At 48.7% G+C, this 16,793-nt stretch carries 17 protein-coding genes; all 17 read left to right on the forward strand.

The features are described 5' to 3' along the window. The coding region (locus tag V7D78_RS07395) for a flagellin (RefSeq protein ID WP_333607804.1) at positions 1–668 on the forward strand (668 nt) is incomplete at its 5' end. A 126-nt stretch (positions 669–794) separates the two neighbouring features. Further along, the gene (locus V7D78_RS07400) at positions 795–2,264 is read left to right on the forward strand and encodes a sigma-54 dependent transcriptional regulator (protein WP_333607805.1); all 1,470 of its coding nucleotides are present in this window, start codon (positions 795–797) and stop codon (positions 2,262–2,264) included. A gap of 126 nt (positions 2,265–2,390) precedes the next feature. Next, a complete protein-coding gene (locus V7D78_RS07405; protein ID WP_333607806.1) occupies positions 2,391–3,545 on the forward strand; it encodes a sensor histidine kinase in 1,155 nt (384 codons plus the stop codon). Further along, positions 3,532–4,920, forward strand: coding sequence for a sigma-54-dependent transcriptional regulator (locus V7D78_RS07410; protein WP_333607807.1), 1,389 nt, complete (start codon positions 3,532–3,534; stop codon positions 4,918–4,920). The genes V7D78_RS07405 and V7D78_RS07410 overlap by 14 nt, the downstream gene beginning before the upstream one ends. Positions 4,921–5,061: 141 nt before the next feature. Then, positions 5,062–5,400 (forward strand): flagellar hook-basal body complex protein FliE, encoded by a 339-nt coding sequence (gene fliE, locus V7D78_RS07415; protein WP_333607808.1) that lies wholly within the window; start codon positions 5,062–5,064, stop codon positions 5,398–5,400. A 56-nt stretch (positions 5,401–5,456) separates the two neighbouring features. After that, entirely contained in the window at positions 5,457–7,166 is a 1,710-nt protein-coding gene (gene fliF / locus V7D78_RS07420) for a flagellar basal-body MS-ring/collar protein FliF (protein WP_333607809.1), read from the forward strand. Continuing rightward, entirely contained in the window at positions 7,159–8,190 is a 1,032-nt protein-coding gene (gene fliG / locus V7D78_RS07425; RefSeq protein WP_333607810.1) for a flagellar motor switch protein FliG, read from the forward strand. Before fliF ends, fliG begins: the two co-directional genes overlap by 8 nt. Before the next feature lie 18 nt (positions 8,191–8,208). Next, a complete protein-coding gene (fliH, locus tag V7D78_RS07430; RefSeq protein ID WP_333607811.1) occupies positions 8,209–9,111 on the forward strand; it encodes a flagellar assembly protein FliH in 903 nt (300 codons plus the stop codon). Then, positions 9,104–10,444, forward strand: coding sequence for a flagellar protein export ATPase FliI (gene fliI, locus V7D78_RS07435; RefSeq protein ID WP_442886513.1), 1,341 nt, complete (start codon positions 9,104–9,106; stop codon positions 10,442–10,444). Before fliH ends, fliI begins: the two co-directional genes overlap by 8 nt. After that, positions 10,445–10,894, forward strand: coding sequence for a flagellar export protein FliJ (gene fliJ, locus V7D78_RS07440; RefSeq protein WP_333607812.1), 450 nt, complete (start codon positions 10,445–10,447; stop codon positions 10,892–10,894). 99 nt (positions 10,895–10,993) lie between these two features. Continuing rightward, positions 10,994–13,123 (forward strand): flagellar hook-length control protein FliK, encoded by a 2,130-nt coding sequence (locus tag V7D78_RS07445; protein ID WP_333607813.1) that lies wholly within the window; start codon positions 10,994–10,996, stop codon positions 13,121–13,123. Between the two features lie 96 nt (positions 13,124–13,219). Continuing rightward, positions 13,220–13,744, forward strand: coding sequence for a flagellar basal body-associated protein FliL (gene fliL, locus V7D78_RS07450; RefSeq protein WP_333607814.1), 525 nt, complete (start codon positions 13,220–13,222; stop codon positions 13,742–13,744). Positions 13,745–13,756: 12 nt separating this feature from the next. Next, complete coding sequence (fliM, locus tag V7D78_RS07455; RefSeq protein ID WP_333607815.1) at positions 13,757–14,845, forward strand: flagellar motor switch protein FliM; 1,089 nt, start codon at positions 13,757–13,759, stop codon at positions 14,843–14,845. Between the two features lie 5 nt (positions 14,846–14,850). Beyond that, positions 14,851–15,234: a flagellar motor switch protein FliN gene (fliN, locus tag V7D78_RS07460; protein ID WP_333607816.1), complete on the forward strand. Its 384-nt coding sequence runs from the start codon at positions 14,851–14,853 to the stop codon at positions 15,232–15,234. 71 nt (positions 15,235–15,305) lie between these two features. Continuing rightward, positions 15,306–15,764 (forward strand): flagellar biosynthetic protein FliO, encoded by a 459-nt coding sequence (gene fliO, locus V7D78_RS07465; protein WP_333607817.1) that lies wholly within the window; start codon positions 15,306–15,308, stop codon positions 15,762–15,764. 8 nt (positions 15,765–15,772) lie between these two features. After that, positions 15,773–16,519, forward strand: a complete 747-nt coding sequence (fliP, locus tag V7D78_RS07470; RefSeq protein WP_333607818.1) for a flagellar type III secretion system pore protein FliP — start codon at positions 15,773–15,775, stop codon at positions 16,517–16,519. After that, positions 16,516–16,785 (forward strand): flagellar biosynthesis protein FliQ, encoded by a 270-nt coding sequence (gene fliQ, locus V7D78_RS07475; protein WP_333607819.1) that lies wholly within the window; start codon positions 16,516–16,518, stop codon positions 16,783–16,785. The genes fliP and fliQ overlap by 4 nt, the downstream gene beginning before the upstream one ends. Positions 16,786–16,793: the final 8 nt, after the last annotated feature.

Genomic DNA, 16,793 nt, shown 5'->3' on the forward strand with positions numbered 1-16,793 from the left:
AGATTGCTAACCGTTTGGATAGCAGCACAGCGGGGAAAGCTCAGGGTGAGCGTAACCTGTATGACGGTATCTCGCTGGCCAGGGTTTATGAACAAGGCTTGCAGGGTATTAATGATAATCTGGGTGAGCTCAACCGTTTAGCGGTAGCTGCGGGTAATGGTCTTTATAGCTCCGCCGACCGGCAAGCATTGCAAAGTGAAGCCGATGGTTTTATCGCCAATATTCAACAAAGCCTGAGCAGTAGTGATTTTGCCGGCAAAAAATTGTTTGATAATGCCCGTCTGGATTTTAGTAGCGGTAATGGTGTACTTAGTATAGATACAGCTGATGTAGGCGCGACGTTAAGCTCGCAAAATCTGTTTAGCCTGGATCTGAGCTCTGCTAGCGCCGCGGCGGCCAGCCAGGGCGTCATTCGTGAGGCGCAGGAGTATATTGGCAGTTTACAAGCACAAACCGGTGCCAGCATTAACAGTTTTAATAGTGCTGCACGCAATAGTGGCACGCAACAAGTGGCACAAAGCGAAGCCCGTAGCCGTATTACCGATCTGGATTTTGCCAAAGCAACCAGCCAGAAAGTGGCAGCAGACATCCTCAGCAATACCTCTGTCAGTGTCGCTATCCAGGCTCGTGTCCAACAACAACAGGCATTATCGCTGTTTGGCGGTTGAGCCTTTGCTCAGCAGATTATCACTCACGCTGTATTTTTGACACAAGCGTCAAAAATACAGCGTTTTTACTTGCAGCCTGATCCTAAGCCAGTACAATAAAACTAAACCAATAATAAGAAAGTGGCTATGGCATACCATCCAAGGGTTTATATTCTGGATCAACAGGCAGAGCGCGCCAGTCGTTTAGCTACGGTGCTCAGCTTTATTAACGAAGCACACCAACTGCTCAGTTACCCCGAATTATTAGCGTCACTGTCGGCAGAACAAGCCGCGGTGGTGATGCTTGGCCAGCAATCGGCCGAGCAACAAGCCGCCTTGTTAGCCCGTTTTCCGGCTACGGCGTTCTTGCTGATTGATGATCGCAACCCAGCCTTGCTGCAACAACCCAATGCGGTTGGTTTGCTCACTGAGCCTTTTTCTTATAACAGTTTGACGCAATTATTGCGTGATTGTCAGCAGTATCATCGCTTAATGCCCGGCCAGCGCCAGTTCGATAACAACTTAAAATTTGATGGTATGGTGGGGCAAACTGCCGCCATGCAGCAGGTGCGTTTTTTAATCCAGCAAGTGGCAAAAACCGATGCAAATGTGTTGGTTCTGGGTCAATCGGGGACCGGTAAAGAAGTGGTGGCACGCAATATTCATTTGTTATCCCACCGGGCTGCCGGACCCTTTGTGCCGATTAACTGTGGGGCTATTCCGGCTGAGCTGTTAGAAAGCGAATTATTCGGTCATGAAAAAGGTGCTTTTACCGGCGCTATCTCCACCCGCAAGGGCCGCTTTGAGCTGGCACAGGGTGGCACACTATTTTTAGACGAAATTGGCGATATGCCGCAGCCGATGCAAGTGAAACTGTTACGGGTGTTGCAAGAGCGGATTTTTGAGCGGGTTGGCGGCACGCAGCCGATAAAAGCGGATGTCAGGATTATTGCCGCTACGCATCGCGATTTGGAACAAATGATTAGTGAAGGCAGTTTTCGGGAAGACTTATTTTACCGCTTAAATGTGTTTCCGATTGAGACGCCGGCTTTGTCTGAGCGCGCTGATGATTTGCCACTGCTGATTGAAGAGTTATTAAAACGCCATCAGTCCGGTAAAGCGGGCAAACTACGTTTTACCGAACGCGCTATAGAAAGCCTTAAGTTACACCCCTGGCCCGGTAATGTGCGCGAACTGGCCAATTTGCTGGAGCGTATGCTGATCATGTACCCGGAGCAGGTGGTTGATGTGGCTGAGTTACCGCAAAAGTACCGCCATCTCGAGGTAGACAGTTATCAGCCGGTATACCCCGAAGCCTTGCAGGAGCGAGACTTAATTAATGCTCTCTTTGCCGGTGCTGATACCGAGCTTGAGTCAGAGGATGCGGCAACGGTCAATGTTGATGCCTTTTTTTCAGCTGATCTGACGGTATTGCAGCAATTGCCAAGTGAAGGCCTGGATTTAAAAGACTACTTAGCTGAGCTTGAAATCCAGTTTATATCTCAAGCCTTGGAGCGGCATGACTATGTAGTGGCGCGGGCCGCCGAAGTATTAGGTTTACGTCGCACCACTCTGGTTGAAAAAATGCGTAAGTACAACCTGACTAAAGACGAATAAGCCAACTGCTAGTTTTTTGACGCTTGTTCTCAAGCGTAAGTCACTGTTTAAAATGTATTTTCTATTGGCATACTCTCTGCATGTTCTCTGTTTAGTATTTAGCAGTGTCAACAGCGTGAGAGACCTATGCACAGCCTTAATTTATCTGCACGCCCGCCAGCTCCCAGTCAGTCCTTGTCTGCGTCTTTGGCCAGCTTATTTGACCATGGTTACAGCAACAATCAGGGGTTAGTGGCCGCGCAAGATCAGCGGTTACAGCATATTTTAAATGTATTGCCCTCAGGTGTAGTGTTACTGGATCAGCGCGGCCGCATCAGTGAAGCCAATTTACAAGCTTGCGCGATGCTGGGACAGCCGCTATTGGGTGAGTTGTGGTTGGATATTATTAACCGTTGTTTTCGGCCACGCTCAGATGATGGCCTTGAAGTATCACTGGCCGATGGCCGCCGGGTAAAGCTGGAGATCAGTGCACTGGCGCCGCAGCCAGGGCAGCTTATTGTTATGACAGATTTAACCGAAACACGGCAGCTGCAAACTCGGCTGGCCCATCTGCAGCGCTTATCGACTTTGGGAAAAATGATGGCCAGTTTGGCCCATCAAATACGCACGCCTTTGTCTTCTGCCATGCTTTATGCCGAAAATTTGGCTAATCCAAAACTGAAACCCGGGCAAAGCAGTCAGTTTCAGCAAAAACTGGTGGCCAGGCTGCAGGATTTAGCGCAGCAGGTGAATGATATGCTGCTTTTTGCCCGCAGTGGCACGGCGCAGGCAGTGACGCAATTTAGTCTGCTGCAATTATTTGATGCACTGCAGCAGCGTTGTGAAGTGTTATTACATCAGCATCAGGCGCAGCTCAAGTTAGCGAACGATTTACCAGAGGTTATGCTACTGGGTAATCTTAATAGCCTGGCTGATGCCTTGCTAAATTTAGTACACAACAGTGTACAGGCAAAACCGCAAGGTGCTGAAATTATCCTTAGTGTTAAGCAGCAGGGCAACCAGTTAACAGTGGTGTTCAGTGATAACGGCCCTGGCATAGCGCCTGAATACCAGCAGCAGATTTTTGAGCCGTTTTTCAGTCGGAAAGCGCAGGGATCAGGATTAGGGCTTGCCGTGGTGCAGGCCGTGATTAATACCCATCAGGGTAGTATTAGTTTTCAGCCTACAACAACAGGGGCCTGTTTTGTTATCCAGTTACCCTGTCAATTGGCTGGTGCTTCAGATAGCAACGAAGCAAAGTCTGATCTTAGCAATCAGGAGAGTGTCTATGTCAGTAACTAGCATTATGGTCGTAGAAGATGATGCCGGCCTGCGTGAAGCCATATCCGACACGCTTGGTATGGCTAACTATCAGGTCATCGCCGCTGACAGTGCCGAATCGGCGCTGTTATTACTAAAAAAACATAAAGTGCAGCTGCTGATAAGTGATGTGCAAATGGGCTCGGTCAGTGGTTTAGTATTACTAAAAACCTTAAGGGAGCAGCAGCCACAGTTACCGGTATTAATGATGACCGCTTATGCCACGGTAAAAGATGCGGTGGAGGCAATTCGGTTAGGGGCTGTGGATTATCTGGCCAAACCCTTTGCACCGGAAGTGTTACTCAATACCGTTAGTCGCTATATTCCTGAGCCGGTTATCAATAGTGTTGAGCCTGTGGTGGCGGCGCCCGGCAGTAAAGCACTGCTGGAGTTAAGCTGTAAAGTAGCACGCTCAGATGCCAGTGTAATGATTTTAGGGCCAAGCGGTTCAGGTAAAGAAGTGCTTGCCCGATATATTCATCAGCAATCAAGCCGGCAAAAAGGTCCCTTTGTGGCGATAAACTGTGCCGCTATACCCGAGAATATGCTGGAATCTACGTTATTTGGTTATGAAAAAGGCGCTTTTACCGGAGCCATAGCCGGCTGTCCGGGAAAGTTTGAGCAAGCGCAGCATGGCACCTTATTGCTGGATGAAATCACTGAAATGGATTTAAACCTGCAAGCTAAATTATTGCGGGTATTACAAGAGCGGGAAGTTGAGCGGCTGGGCAGTCAAAAAACCATTAAACTGGATGTGCGCGTGCTGGCGACCAGTAACCGTGATTTACAGCAAGCCGTTGCCAGTGGTGTCTTCCGTGAAGATTTGTATTACCGCTTAAATGTTTTTCCGTTGCGCTGGCCGGCGCTGAATGAACGGATAGAAGATGTGGTGCCTTTAGCCGAATATTTTATTCAGCGTTATGCTGCACAGCAGGGGCGGCCATTGCCTGTATTAACAGCTGATGCCAAAGCTTTACTGATGCAGCATCCATGGCCGGGTAATGTCCGCGAACTGGATAATGTGATACAGCGGGCTTTGATTATTCAGCCCGGCCAACAGCTGTGTGCCGCAGATATATTGATTGAAGCAAGTCACGCCAGTGTATTAAGCCAGTCTCAAGCCAAAGTTAATGCAGAGCCTGTTGTTACAGCTGATGATGCTGATCCCTATATGTCTGATAGCCCGGCTGATTTTAAATCTGAGCTGCACGAGCAAGAGCACAAGATTATTTTAGCGACACTCAAAGCCTGCGCTTATAAGCGTAAATTAGTAGCCGAAAAACTGGGTATAAGTGATCGTACTCTGCGCTATAAATTAGCCAGAATGCGCGAGTCTGGTATTGAGCTGCCCGCCTGAACGGTTGAACTAAGCTTAAACTTTTTTATGACGCCGCATTTAGCGGCGTTTTCTTTATATATTTCATGAACATATTTTTGGCACAACTCCTGCTTATGCTTAGGTAATACACCACACAGCAAAAAATTGACAGGTGATGCAATGAATATTAAAGGACAAGCGCTTTATGGCCAGATGCAGGCCATGGCCACACAAGCCAGAAGCCTTGGTCAGGAGCTGAAACCCCTACCGGCTATCAGCGGTATCAACAGCTCGCAGTCTGATTTTAGTCATTTATTAAAAGATGCGTTGGGCACGGTAAATAGTTTGCAAGCGCACAGTAGTGAGCTGAGAAATGCGGTTGAGCTGGGTAAACCCGGTGTGTCTTTAGCCCAGGCGATGATTGCCAGTCAAAAATCATCACTGGCCTTTGAGGCCACAGTGCAAGTACGCAATAAAGTGGTCGAAGCGTACAAAGAAATCATGGCTATGCCGGTTTAAGCTTTAGCTTAACGCCGTTACGGCACTTGTCAGAAGGTTAGAAACAGAGGTACATCGTGGCAGATACTACATCAACCGAACTGGCGCTGAGCAACACTGGCAGCGACTACAACAATGCAGATGCTCAGGAACAAAAGCCCGGGTTTATCGGCTCGCTTGGCGGTGGCGATATGATCCGTCAGATCACGCTGATTGTGGCGATGACCATCTGTTTAGCGATAGCCATTCTGATAATTTTTTGGATCCGTACCCCGGAAATGCGCCCACTGGGCACCTACGCCACTGCCGAGCTGATTCAAACCTTAGATCATCTTGATGTCCAAAAAATAAAATACCGTCTTGAAGGTAATGTCATCTATGTTCCGGAAAATGAGTTGCAAAACATCCGCTTAAGTCTGTCGCGTTCAGGTTTAAGTCAGGAGCCCTCAGCGGGTACTGAGTTTTTATTGCAGGATAGCGGTTTTGGCGTTAGTCAACGCCTGGAGATGGAACGTTTAAAGCATAGCCGCGAGCAGCAGTTAGCCCGCACTATTGAAGAATTACAAAGTATTGCCCGGGCCCGGGTATTGCTGGCCATCCCTAAAGAAAACGTGTTTGCCCGTCAGCAAGCGATGCCTTCAGCCACCGTAATGGTTACTGCCCGGGGTGGCCGCGTGATCCGAGATAGTGAAGTCGATGCTATCGTTGATTTGGTGGCGTCTGCTGTGCAGGGGCTTGAGCCTACCCGGGTAACGGTAACGGATCAGAATGGCCGTTTGTTGAACAGTGGCTCTCAGGATGGCAGTGCTGCCCGAAGTCGTCGTGAACACGAGTTACAACGCAGCCGTGAAGATGAGTACCGTCAAAAAGTAGACTCCATATTATTACCGGTTCTGGGATATGGTAATTACACTGCCCAGGTCGATTTGCTGATGGATTTTACCGCGACCGAGCAAACCCAGAAACGTTTTAATCCCGACTTACCGGCTATTCGCAGTGAAATGGTTATCGAAGAAAATAGTGTCGGTGGCGGTATGGGCGGCATTCCAGGCGCCTTATCAAATCAGCCTCCTATGCCTTCGGCTATACCTGAGCAAGCGACCGGCGCTGCTGCGCAGCAAGTTATCCCGGGACGTAACCATCGCGAATCTACCCGTAATTTTGAGCTGGATACCACTATCAGCCATACTTCACAGCAAAGTGGCGTCATTCGTCGCCTGAGTATTTCAGTGGCGGTTGATTATCGTCCTGGCGTGCCAACTGAAGATGGCAATGCCGTACCCCAACCAAGAACTCAGGCAGAAATTGCCAATATCAGGCGCTTGTTACAAGGTGGCGTAGGTTTTGATGCCACCCGTGGCGATGCCATTGAAGTGATTTCGGTACCCTTTGCCCGCGAAGAGCTGTTAGCCGAAGTGGTGCTGCCCTTTTACCAGCAAGACTGGTTTATGCCGCTGGTAAGAATTATTGGTGGTGTCCTGGTTATTCTTGCGCTGATATTCGGTTTAGTGAAACCTATGCTGAAGAAACTGATGCATCCGGAAGACACCAAAGACCGCTATGATGATGATGCTATGATTAGCGGCCTTGACTTAGGTGACGATACCATTGATATGTTAAAGTCGACCTTTGATGAAAATGCCGTGGGCTTTGCCCCGGATGGTACCCTGATGTTGCCTGACTTGCATGGTGATGAAGACTTATTGCGTGCTGTTCGGGCTCTGGTAGCGAATGAGCCTGAATTATCGTCCCTGGTAGTGAAAAACTGGTTGGCTGAAGATGAATAATATAGAGGGTAAACCGGCCTTTGATGTCGGCAAATTAGATGGCGTAGAAAAAGCTGCCATTCTGCTGCTAAGCTTATCGGAAGAAGATGCCGCACAAATTTTAAAGCATCTGGAACCGAAACAAGTGCAGAAAGTCGGTATGGCGATGGCGCAGATGACTGATTTAAATCAGGCTAAAATTTCTGCGGTACACCGTTTGTTTATCGAGCAGATCCAAAATTTCAGCACCATAGGCTTCCAAAGCGAAGAGTTTATTAAACGCGCCCTGACAGCAGCGCTGGGTGAAGAAAAAGCGGCCAATCTGATTGATCAAATTGTGCTGGGCGGCGGGGCTAAGGGGCTGGATTCATTGAAATGGATGGATTCGAAGCAGGTAGCCAATATTATTCGTAACGAACACCCGCAAATTCAGACCATTGTTTTATCTTATCTGGAGCCGGAGCAATCTGCGGAAATTTTATCCCAGTTCTCTGAAAAAGTGCGGCTTGATTTAACTATGCGTATTGCCAATCTGGAAGAAGTGCAACCTGCGGCCTTGCAAGAATTAAACGAAATTATGGAAAAACAATTTGCTGGCCAGGCTGGCACTCAAACCGCGAAGATGGGTGGTCTCAAAGCGGCTGCTGACATTCTGAACTATCTGGATACCAATCTGGAAGGTCAGTTAATGGACTCTATTCGTGAGCATGACGAAGAAATGGCGCAGCAAATTCAGGATCTGATGTTTGTGTTTGAAAACCTGATAGATGTGGATGATCGCGGTATTCAGGTGATCTTACGTGAAGTGCAGCAAGATGTGTTAATGAAAGCGCTAAAAGGCACTGATGAAAACCTGAAAGAGAAAATCTTTAAAAATATGTCGAAACGGGCTGCAGAATTACTGCAAGACGATCTGGAGGCCATGGGCCCCGTCCGGGTCAGTGAAGTGGAAACGGCACAAAAAGAAATCTTATCCACAGCACGGCGTTTATCTGATGCAGGTGAGATTATGCTTGGTGGCGGTGGCGGTGAAGACTTCCTGTAATAGCCCAACGAGGTAGCAATGAGCGCTGATGCGTTTAAACATAAACAACCCTTTTCACCAGATGCGGATACCCGGGAGCAGCTGCAACCCTGGCATACCCCAGATGTCACTGTGCCACCAGAGCAATTTCGCACTAATGCTCTTAACCTCACTGCGGCCAGCGCCAGGCACACCGATGTGGCAGTCGATGAAGCTATAGCGATAAAACCTTTAACAGCGGATGATATTGAGCAAATACGTCAGGCAGCCTTTGATGAAGGCATTACGCAAGGCAAAGAAGAAGGCTTTAGCCAGGGTTATCAGGAGGGGCGGGAGCAGGGACAGCAGGATGGTTTTAATCAGGGGCTGGCTGATGGCAGAAAGCAAGGCTTCATGGAAGGACAAGATGAACTGCAACAGCAATTGGCGGCATTAACGCAGCTACTGCACTCTTTACAACAGCCATTAGCCAGCCTGAACAGTGATGTAGAGCAGAGTCTGGTTGATTTAGCGCTGGTCATGGCCAAAGCGGTATTGGCGGTAGAGGTAAAAACCAACAGGGCCGTTATTTTGCAAGCGGTACAGCAAGCCACAGCCGCTTTACCCATGCAAACTGAGCATATGTTGATTAAGCTGCACCCGGCAGATTTAGCCGTTATTGAGCAGCATTTTACGCCACAGCAATTAAAGGAGCAGGGTTGGCAGCTACGCTCAGATCCTTTGCTGGAGCAAGGCGGCTGTCTGGTCGAGACCGACACCTCCAGAGTGGATCGCACTATCACACAACGGCTAACGGGTGCGCTGGAGTATTTTATCCAGCAGGAGCAACAGCCGCACACGATAAACACCCAATTAGCAGATAGACCTTCTGAAACAGCACAGGCGTCCGCTACCACAACCCATCAGACATCTGCAGAACAAGCCGGGGCGGATGATGACTGACAGTCAACAGCTGGTAAAGATGCTACAGCAGCAACAAGACTATATTCACAGCAGTGTTCCGGCAGTATCGGGTCGATTGGTGCGGGTAGTAGGGTTAACTCTTGAAGCTATAGGTTGCAGCGCTGCTGTTGGTCAGAGTTGTCAGGTAGAAGGGGCTCAGGGCCCCATATTGGCTGAAGTAGTTGGTTTTGCCAATGAACGGATTTTTTTAATGCCCCAAGATGACATCAGTGGTGTGATCCCTGGTGCCCGCGTCACCCCTTTATTGCAACACAAAGGTGTGCCATTAACCATGGCGCTGCTGGGCCGGGTAATAGATGGCGTGGGGAAACCGCTGGATGGCAAAGGCCCGATCAAGACCCAGTTGTACAGTAAGGGAAAGGGCAAACCCATTAATCCTTTACAGCGCCGGCCGATAAAGCAGCCGTTAGATGTTGGCGTAAGGGCAATTAACAGCATTATTACTATAGGTAAAGGCCAGCGTATGGGCTTGTTTGCCGGCAGTGGTGTCGGTAAAAGCGTGCTGTTAGGCATGATGACCCGGGGTACTGCTGCGGATGTGATCGTTGTCGGGTTAGTCGGCGAGCGGGGGCGCGAAGTAAAAGAATTTATAGATGAAATTTTGGGAGATGAAGGTAAAAAGCGTGCAGTTGTCATAGCGGCACCGGCCGATGTCTCTCCCCTTATGCGATTGAAAGGCTGTGAGACTGCGGTGCAGGTGGCGGAGTATTTCCGGGATCAGGGACTGGACGTGCTGCTGCTGATTGATTCTATTACCCGTTATGCCCAGGCTCAGCGGGAAATAGCCTTAGCAGTGGGTGAACCGCCAGCAACCAAAGGCTACCCGCCATCAGTATTTGCCAAATTACCGGCACTGGTAGAACGCGCCGGTAATGGTAGTGGCAGTCAGGGTTCAATCACTGCATTTTATACGGTGTTATCTGAAGGTGATGATTTACAAGACCCTATAGCCGATGCGGCGCGTGCTATCCTTGATGGCCACATTGTCTTATCACGAACTTTAGCCGATTCTGGTCATTTTCCGGCAGTAGATATTGAAAAATCAATCAGCCGTGTGATGCCCGCCATCACCAGTGATGAACACCAGCTAATGGCACGCTCAGTCAAACAGCTGTATGCCAGTTTCCAGCAAAGCAAAGATTTAATTAGTATCGGCGCTTATGTCCGCGGCAGCGATCCGCAATTGGATCAGGCGATAGCCCTGATGCCACGTATTAACCAATTTTTGCAACAAGGCATGAGCTCAGTGGTGCCTTACGATGATAGTTTACAGGCGCTGACACAGTTAGCGCCAGTCAGAAAAGGCCTCTAAATGAGTCAGCATAAATTACAACTGCTAATTAAAGTACAACGCGAGCGCGAAGACACCTTGCAGGGGCAGTTTGTTAAAGCACAGCAATACTTTATGCAGGCAGAGCAAAAATATCAGGGCCTGGCTAATTACCGTACTGAATATATTCAACAAAGCCAGCAACAAGGTGCCAACGGGTTGGGCGGTCGGCAGTATAACCAGTTTGTCAATTTTATTGCTAAGTTGGATCTGGCCTTAGTGCAGCAGGCGCGTTTAGTTCAGCAGTCTCGCCAGGTTGCAGAGCAACGTAAACAAAGCTGGTTAAAGATGCAAACTAAGCGCAAAGCAATGGAATTGCTGGTGCAGCGCGCGGATAACGCAACGCAGTTGCATATCGCAAAACAGCAACAAAAGCTGGCAGATGAATTTGCCAGTCAACAATTTTATCGCTCCCGCGCCAATCAACAATAACTTTGGCCTGATTTTAGCATGGTAACTCACACTTAGTGTGCAGCGGATACTAGTGCACAGGTTTTACCCATGACGGCATCAGCCGCAGCGGAGACAGCTATGACAGACGGTTTGCATTTTTCTTTTTTATTGACAGGCTCTGATGGCGCGGCGACACGGCCACAAACTCATCTTGAGGCTGTCGCGTCTGAAGTTGAATTTAGCCGGCTCTATGCAGAGCAACAAGGTAATGGTCAGGTTAAACTGCAACCGACTCAGGCCAGGCAAGAATTTGCCGCCACTGCAGTCAAAGATGCGAAGATGGTCACTGAACAGGCAGACCCTGTTAGCACGGCTGATTTGGCTGACCAGGCTTTGCTTCGGGCTCAGTCTGCTAAAGCAGAGACAGAAAAAAGTGAAGCGAAAGCGTCTACTCAGGATAAGACTAGTGCCAACCCACAGCTACTGCTCAGACTTGAAGCCGGACAGCTGTTGTCACAAGGTAATGAAGCCGATGCCGTTAAAGCAGAACACCAGCTGATGCAACCGGCGCAATTGTGGCTGGGATTGCTGGCCAATGCTACCGATCAACGTAATCAACTCGATGCGAAAGCGTTGCAAGCGCAGCTGAAGGTTTCTTTATTGTCAGAAGGCGGCCTGGAGCAACGGATAAGTCCTCCGGATTTAGATGAGAATGCGTTGTTGTCAGATTTGGCTCTTGTGGAAGCAGCAAACAACGAGCTTACTGAACTGCTTAAAAAGCCAGATACCAAAGCCGCTTCCGCTGAGTCTGCTACTGCTCAGCCAGCCCTAAAACCCGGTGGTATTGACAAGTCCGCAGTGCACGATCCAGCTGCCGAAATACAGTCGGCTGACATGAAAGCCATGTTTAAAAAATCTCAGCAACAACAGGTAAGCGTGCAGCAGTTGACCCGGCCAGATGATAAGCCATTTGATATTGAGCAGAATAACCTGTCCTCACCACTGGCAGCAAAGGGCGCTGCAGATACATCGCCGACCTTGGTAGATGCACTGGCAGACAACGCTTCTAAGCTAACTGAAACCAAAATGACCACAGCGGTTGAGCTGCAGCCAGGGTTAATTTCTGAGCATACCCCTGACTTGGGCAAAGCCTCTCTGGTGGTCAGTGCTGAGGCTAAGAACAGTAATCCGCTGATGTCGCCATCCTTGAACTCAGCTTCGGCTAAGGACGAAGTGTTAAGCACAATGGCACAGCCATCTTCGGCTACTGATACCACGTTAATCTCATCAACAAAAGCGGAAAATCCACAGGCGGCCACTATGTTGGCCAGTGAGCAGACTGAGATGGATCCTAAACCCAGCTCGGCAGAGCAGCCAGTAACATCATCGACAGATACTGTCAAAAATCAGTCACTGAATACTTTGGTAAACAGCAATGTGCCTTCGACGGTGACGGGTCCGCAAGAGGCGCCAGTTAAATCTTTGTCTGGTGTAAAGAGAGCGTCTGCTATGCAGTTGGGACGCTTCTCAGCACAGTCAGTCGGGCAAAATGAACGGCCAGCGTCGAAGAAGGCTACAGCAGAAAGTTTATCAGCCAAGACTAACTCTGGCACACTGGACATGGCCGCTTCACTCACTTTGGTTGGTAATGAGCGGGCGGTGACAGTAAATCGACTGGATGTCACCTTGCAGCCCTCTGCCTTTTTTCTTCCTGCCAGCAATAGCCCAGTTACTGATCTGGCTCAGGCTAGTGAGCGACTGCTGGGGAGTCCGGCACAGCAAGCTGCCAATCAGTTGCAGGCTAATCAGCTGCAAAGTACCGTGCAAAGTACTGTTAAGCAGCAATTAGCTCAGTTAAAGCAGGTTAACTTGTTGCATCAGGAAGCGGCCGGACAATTGCGTGAGCGGGTAAGTCTGATGATGCGTCAGCAAATTCAGGTGGCTGAAATCAGGTTAGATCCGGCCGAGTTGGGCCAAATGCAAATCCGGGTCAACATGCAGCAAGCTGAAGCGACAGTACAGTTTATTGTGCAACAACAACATGCAAAAGAATTGTTAGAGCAACAAATGCCACGTTTACGCGAGATGCTGCAACAACAGGGGATTACGCTGGGTGAGGGGCAGGTTCAGCAAGATCAGGGACGACAGGCTACGCAAAGTGGTCAACACCCAGAGCAGCAAATGGCAGAAGAGTCAGATGATAGTTTTGCCGGCGCACAGAGTGTGACTGTGCAACATAGCGACCGCATTGTGGATTATTATGCTTAAGCCTGAGCAACAGGGATTTTCGATTTACATTGCCAGACACAGATGAGCATAATACACCGGTGATTTTCAACTATTTTGTAAAAACGGGACAGCAGCATGGCAGCCGCAAAAGATTTAGAAATAGTCGATAACAGCAAAAAAAAGTGGCCTTTACTAGTCGGAATAGCGGCAGGGGTGTTATTGCTGTTGGTGGGAGCTTTTGTCATTTTTTATATGATGGGTTCGGAGGACACCAGCAATACTGAAGGCGCTGTTGCTTATAGCGAAGATGGTACGCCAGTGCGGCCGGCAGGCCCGGCGGGTGAAGCCCTTTATGTACAAATGCCCAGGCCTTTTGTGTTTAATGTGGTGGGTGCCAATCGTGACAGACTGGTACAAATCAGGGTGCAGCTATTAGTACGCGGGCCCAACAATGAAACTCTGGCGCAGCGTCATATCCCTTTAATTGAAGGGACCTTATTAAAAACCTTTAGCAGTGCTAATGCTGATGATTTGGTCACCACAATGGGCAAAGAGTCTCTTAAAAATAAAGCACTGAGTGATTTACAGGAAGCCATGATTGATGTGGTGGGTACGGTGGTGGTGGAAGAAGTGTTATTCACCGGTTTTGTTATGCAATAAGAGTGAGCAGCCGTGACCGATTTATTGTCGCAAGACGAAATTGATGCCCTGTTACATGGTGTTGATGACGTTGAAGAAGAAGAAATAGACGATAGCCCCGATCGAGCCGGGCGCTCGACGCTGGAATACGATTTTTCGTCGCAAGACCGTATTGTGCGTGGTCGCATGCCGACGCTGGAGATGGTTAACGAACGTTTTGCCAGGCATATGCGCATCAGTTTATTTAATATGATGCGTCGTACGGCTGAAGTATCGATCAACGGCGTGCAAATGATTAAATTTGGCGAATATGTGCATACCTTGTTTGTACCAACCAGTTTAAACATGGTGCGGTTCAGGCCGTTAAAAGGTACTGGTCTGATTACCATGGAAGCGCGGTTGGTATTTATTCTGGTCGATAACTTTTTTGGTGGCGATGGCCGTTACCATGCCAAAATTGAAGGGCGCGAGTTTACGCCGACGGAGCGGCGGATTATTCAGATGCTGCTGAAGTTAATCTTTGAAGATTATAAAGAAGCCTGGGCACCGGTGATGGATGTGTCTTTTGAATACCTGGATTCAGAAGTGAATCCGGCGATGGCAAATATCGTTAGTCCCACTGAAGTGGTGGTGATTAGTTCATTTCATATTGAACTGGATGGCGGCGGCGGAGATTTCCATGTGGCACTGCCTTATTCAATGCTGGAGCCCATACGTGAGTTGCTGGATGCCGGTGTGCAAAGCGATAAAGAAGATACCGATTTACGCTGGAGCAAGGCGCTGCGCGACGAAATAATGGATGTTAAGGTGGATTTGTCCACCAAGATGTTAGATGTTGATTTGAGCTTACGCCAGGTAATGGAGTTAAAAGCCGGCGATATTATTCCGGTAGAGATCCCAGAGCATATTACGGTATTAATTGAAGATTTACCGACATACCGGGCTAAACTGGGCCGCTCCAGAGACAGTGTGGCACTGAAAATTACTGAAAAAATTAAGCGGCCTGAATCCGTGAAATCAGAATTGCATGTGTTTACCAAAGGTGGACGCCGCCTGGATAGCGATGCTGACATTTCTGAACTTGAGGCCGATTTAAACTTAACTGAGCGGGGCAAAAGGTAACCACTATGGCAGACGATAAAGATACGATGGATGAATGGGCCGCCGCGATGGCGGAAGCTGAGGATGGTGCGCAAGCCGTCGATTTGGAAGAGTTACATGATGAAAAGTCTTCCATTACCAAGGATGAAAAACGCAAGCTCGATACCATTTTAGATATTCCGGTCACGATTTCGATGGAAGTTGGCCGCGCCAAAATCAGTATTCGTAATTTGTTGCAGCTTAATCAGGGCTCGGTAGTAGAACTTGAACGGGTAGCTGGTGAACCTCTGGATGTTCTGGTCAATGGAACCCTGATTGCTCATGGCGAAGTGGTGGTGGTTAATGATAAATTTGGTATTCGCCTGACCGATGTGATTAGTCAGATTGAACGGATTAAGAAGTTACGCTAATGCGCGAATCCTCTTTTTTAAGGTTGTTAACCACGTTAATGTGCCTGGCTGTGCTTTGCTGTTGCCCTGTTATGGCCAATACAGCGTCGCCGGATAAAGTGCCTGCAACTGCTGCTGAGCCAGCAGTTGAGGCCACTAAAGAAACTGAACAAGTAGCCACTGAATCGACAGTGAAAACTGCCGAGAGACGAAGTTTTACTGCGCCACCCTCTGAGCGTCCCGGTTCAGGCATGGCACTGAGTAAAATCGTCATTTCTCTGGCACTGGTGGTGACACTGGTGTTTGTGCTTGGCTGGTTATTCAAAAAATTGACATTGCGCTTGCCCGGCAGCCGGCAAATTAAAGTTATTTGCAGCCTGCCTCTTGGGGCGAAAGAACGCTTGTTAGTTATTGAAATGCAAGGCAAACAGCGGGTAATAGGTGTCACTGCACACAGTATCAATATGCTGTTTGAACTAGAAAATCCACTCCCTGAAGAAAAGTTGGCATCAGACTTTCATACACAGTTGCAGTCCTTACTTAAAAAGTAGCTGTTTCTATGTTCCGACTCTGTATTTTGTTGCTGCTGTTACTGGCCAGCCCGATGGCGCTGGCCGATAATGGCATGTTATCTGCTGTCACGGTAACAACCAATGCCGATGGCTCTCAGCAATATAGTGTGACCTTACAAGTGCTGGCGTTGATGACGGCGCTAAGCTTTATACCCGCTATCATTATTATGATGACCAGCTTTACCCGCATCATAGTGGTACTGGCTATACTGCGTCAGGCCATAGGTTTACAGCAAACCCCATCGAATCAGGTGTTAATAGGCATCACGCTGTTTTTAACTTTTTTTATTATGGCGCCGGTGCTTAATACCATCAATGATGAGGCGATTCAGCCTTATCTTGCCGAAGAGCTTAATGCGGTGCAGGCGTTGGAAGCGGCAATCGTGCCGTTAAAAGGCTTTATGCTGCACCAGACCCGGGTTAGGGATCTTGACACCTTTGCGCAAATTGCTGGTCTTGAGGTGGCGGTAGAGCCCCAGGATTACCCGATGACGGTGGTGATCCCGGCGTTTATTACCAGCGAACTGAAAACGGCTTTTCAGATTGGTTTTATGTTGTTTATTCCTTTTTTGATTATCGATTTGGTAGTGGCCAGCGTACTGATGGCGATGGGTATGATGATGCTCTCGCCGATGATTATTTCACTGCCCTTTAAACTCATGATGTTTGTGCTGGTGGATGGCTGGATCCTGGTGATGGGAACTCTTGCCACCAGCTACGGGGTGGGCACATGAGCCCCGAGGTCTTTGTCGATGTGCTGCGTGATGCACTGTTTATCGTCATTCTGCTGGTTAGTGCCATTATTTTGCCTTCGTTGTTCGTCGGCCTTATCGTTGCTATTTTTCAGGCCGCTACCTCAATTAACGAGCAAACACTGAGCTTTTTACCGCGGTTAATTGTCACTTTATTGGCACTAACCTTTGGTGGGCACTGGCTGGTCAGGGTTATTATGGATTATACCCATGATCTTTATTACAGCATTCCGTCGGTGGTCGGCTGATGGAGATC

Origin of the sequence: Arsukibacterium sp. (assembly GCF_036735525.1) — a bacterium.
Taxonomy (GTDB): Bacteria; Pseudomonadota; Gammaproteobacteria; order Enterobacterales; family Alteromonadaceae; genus Alishewanella.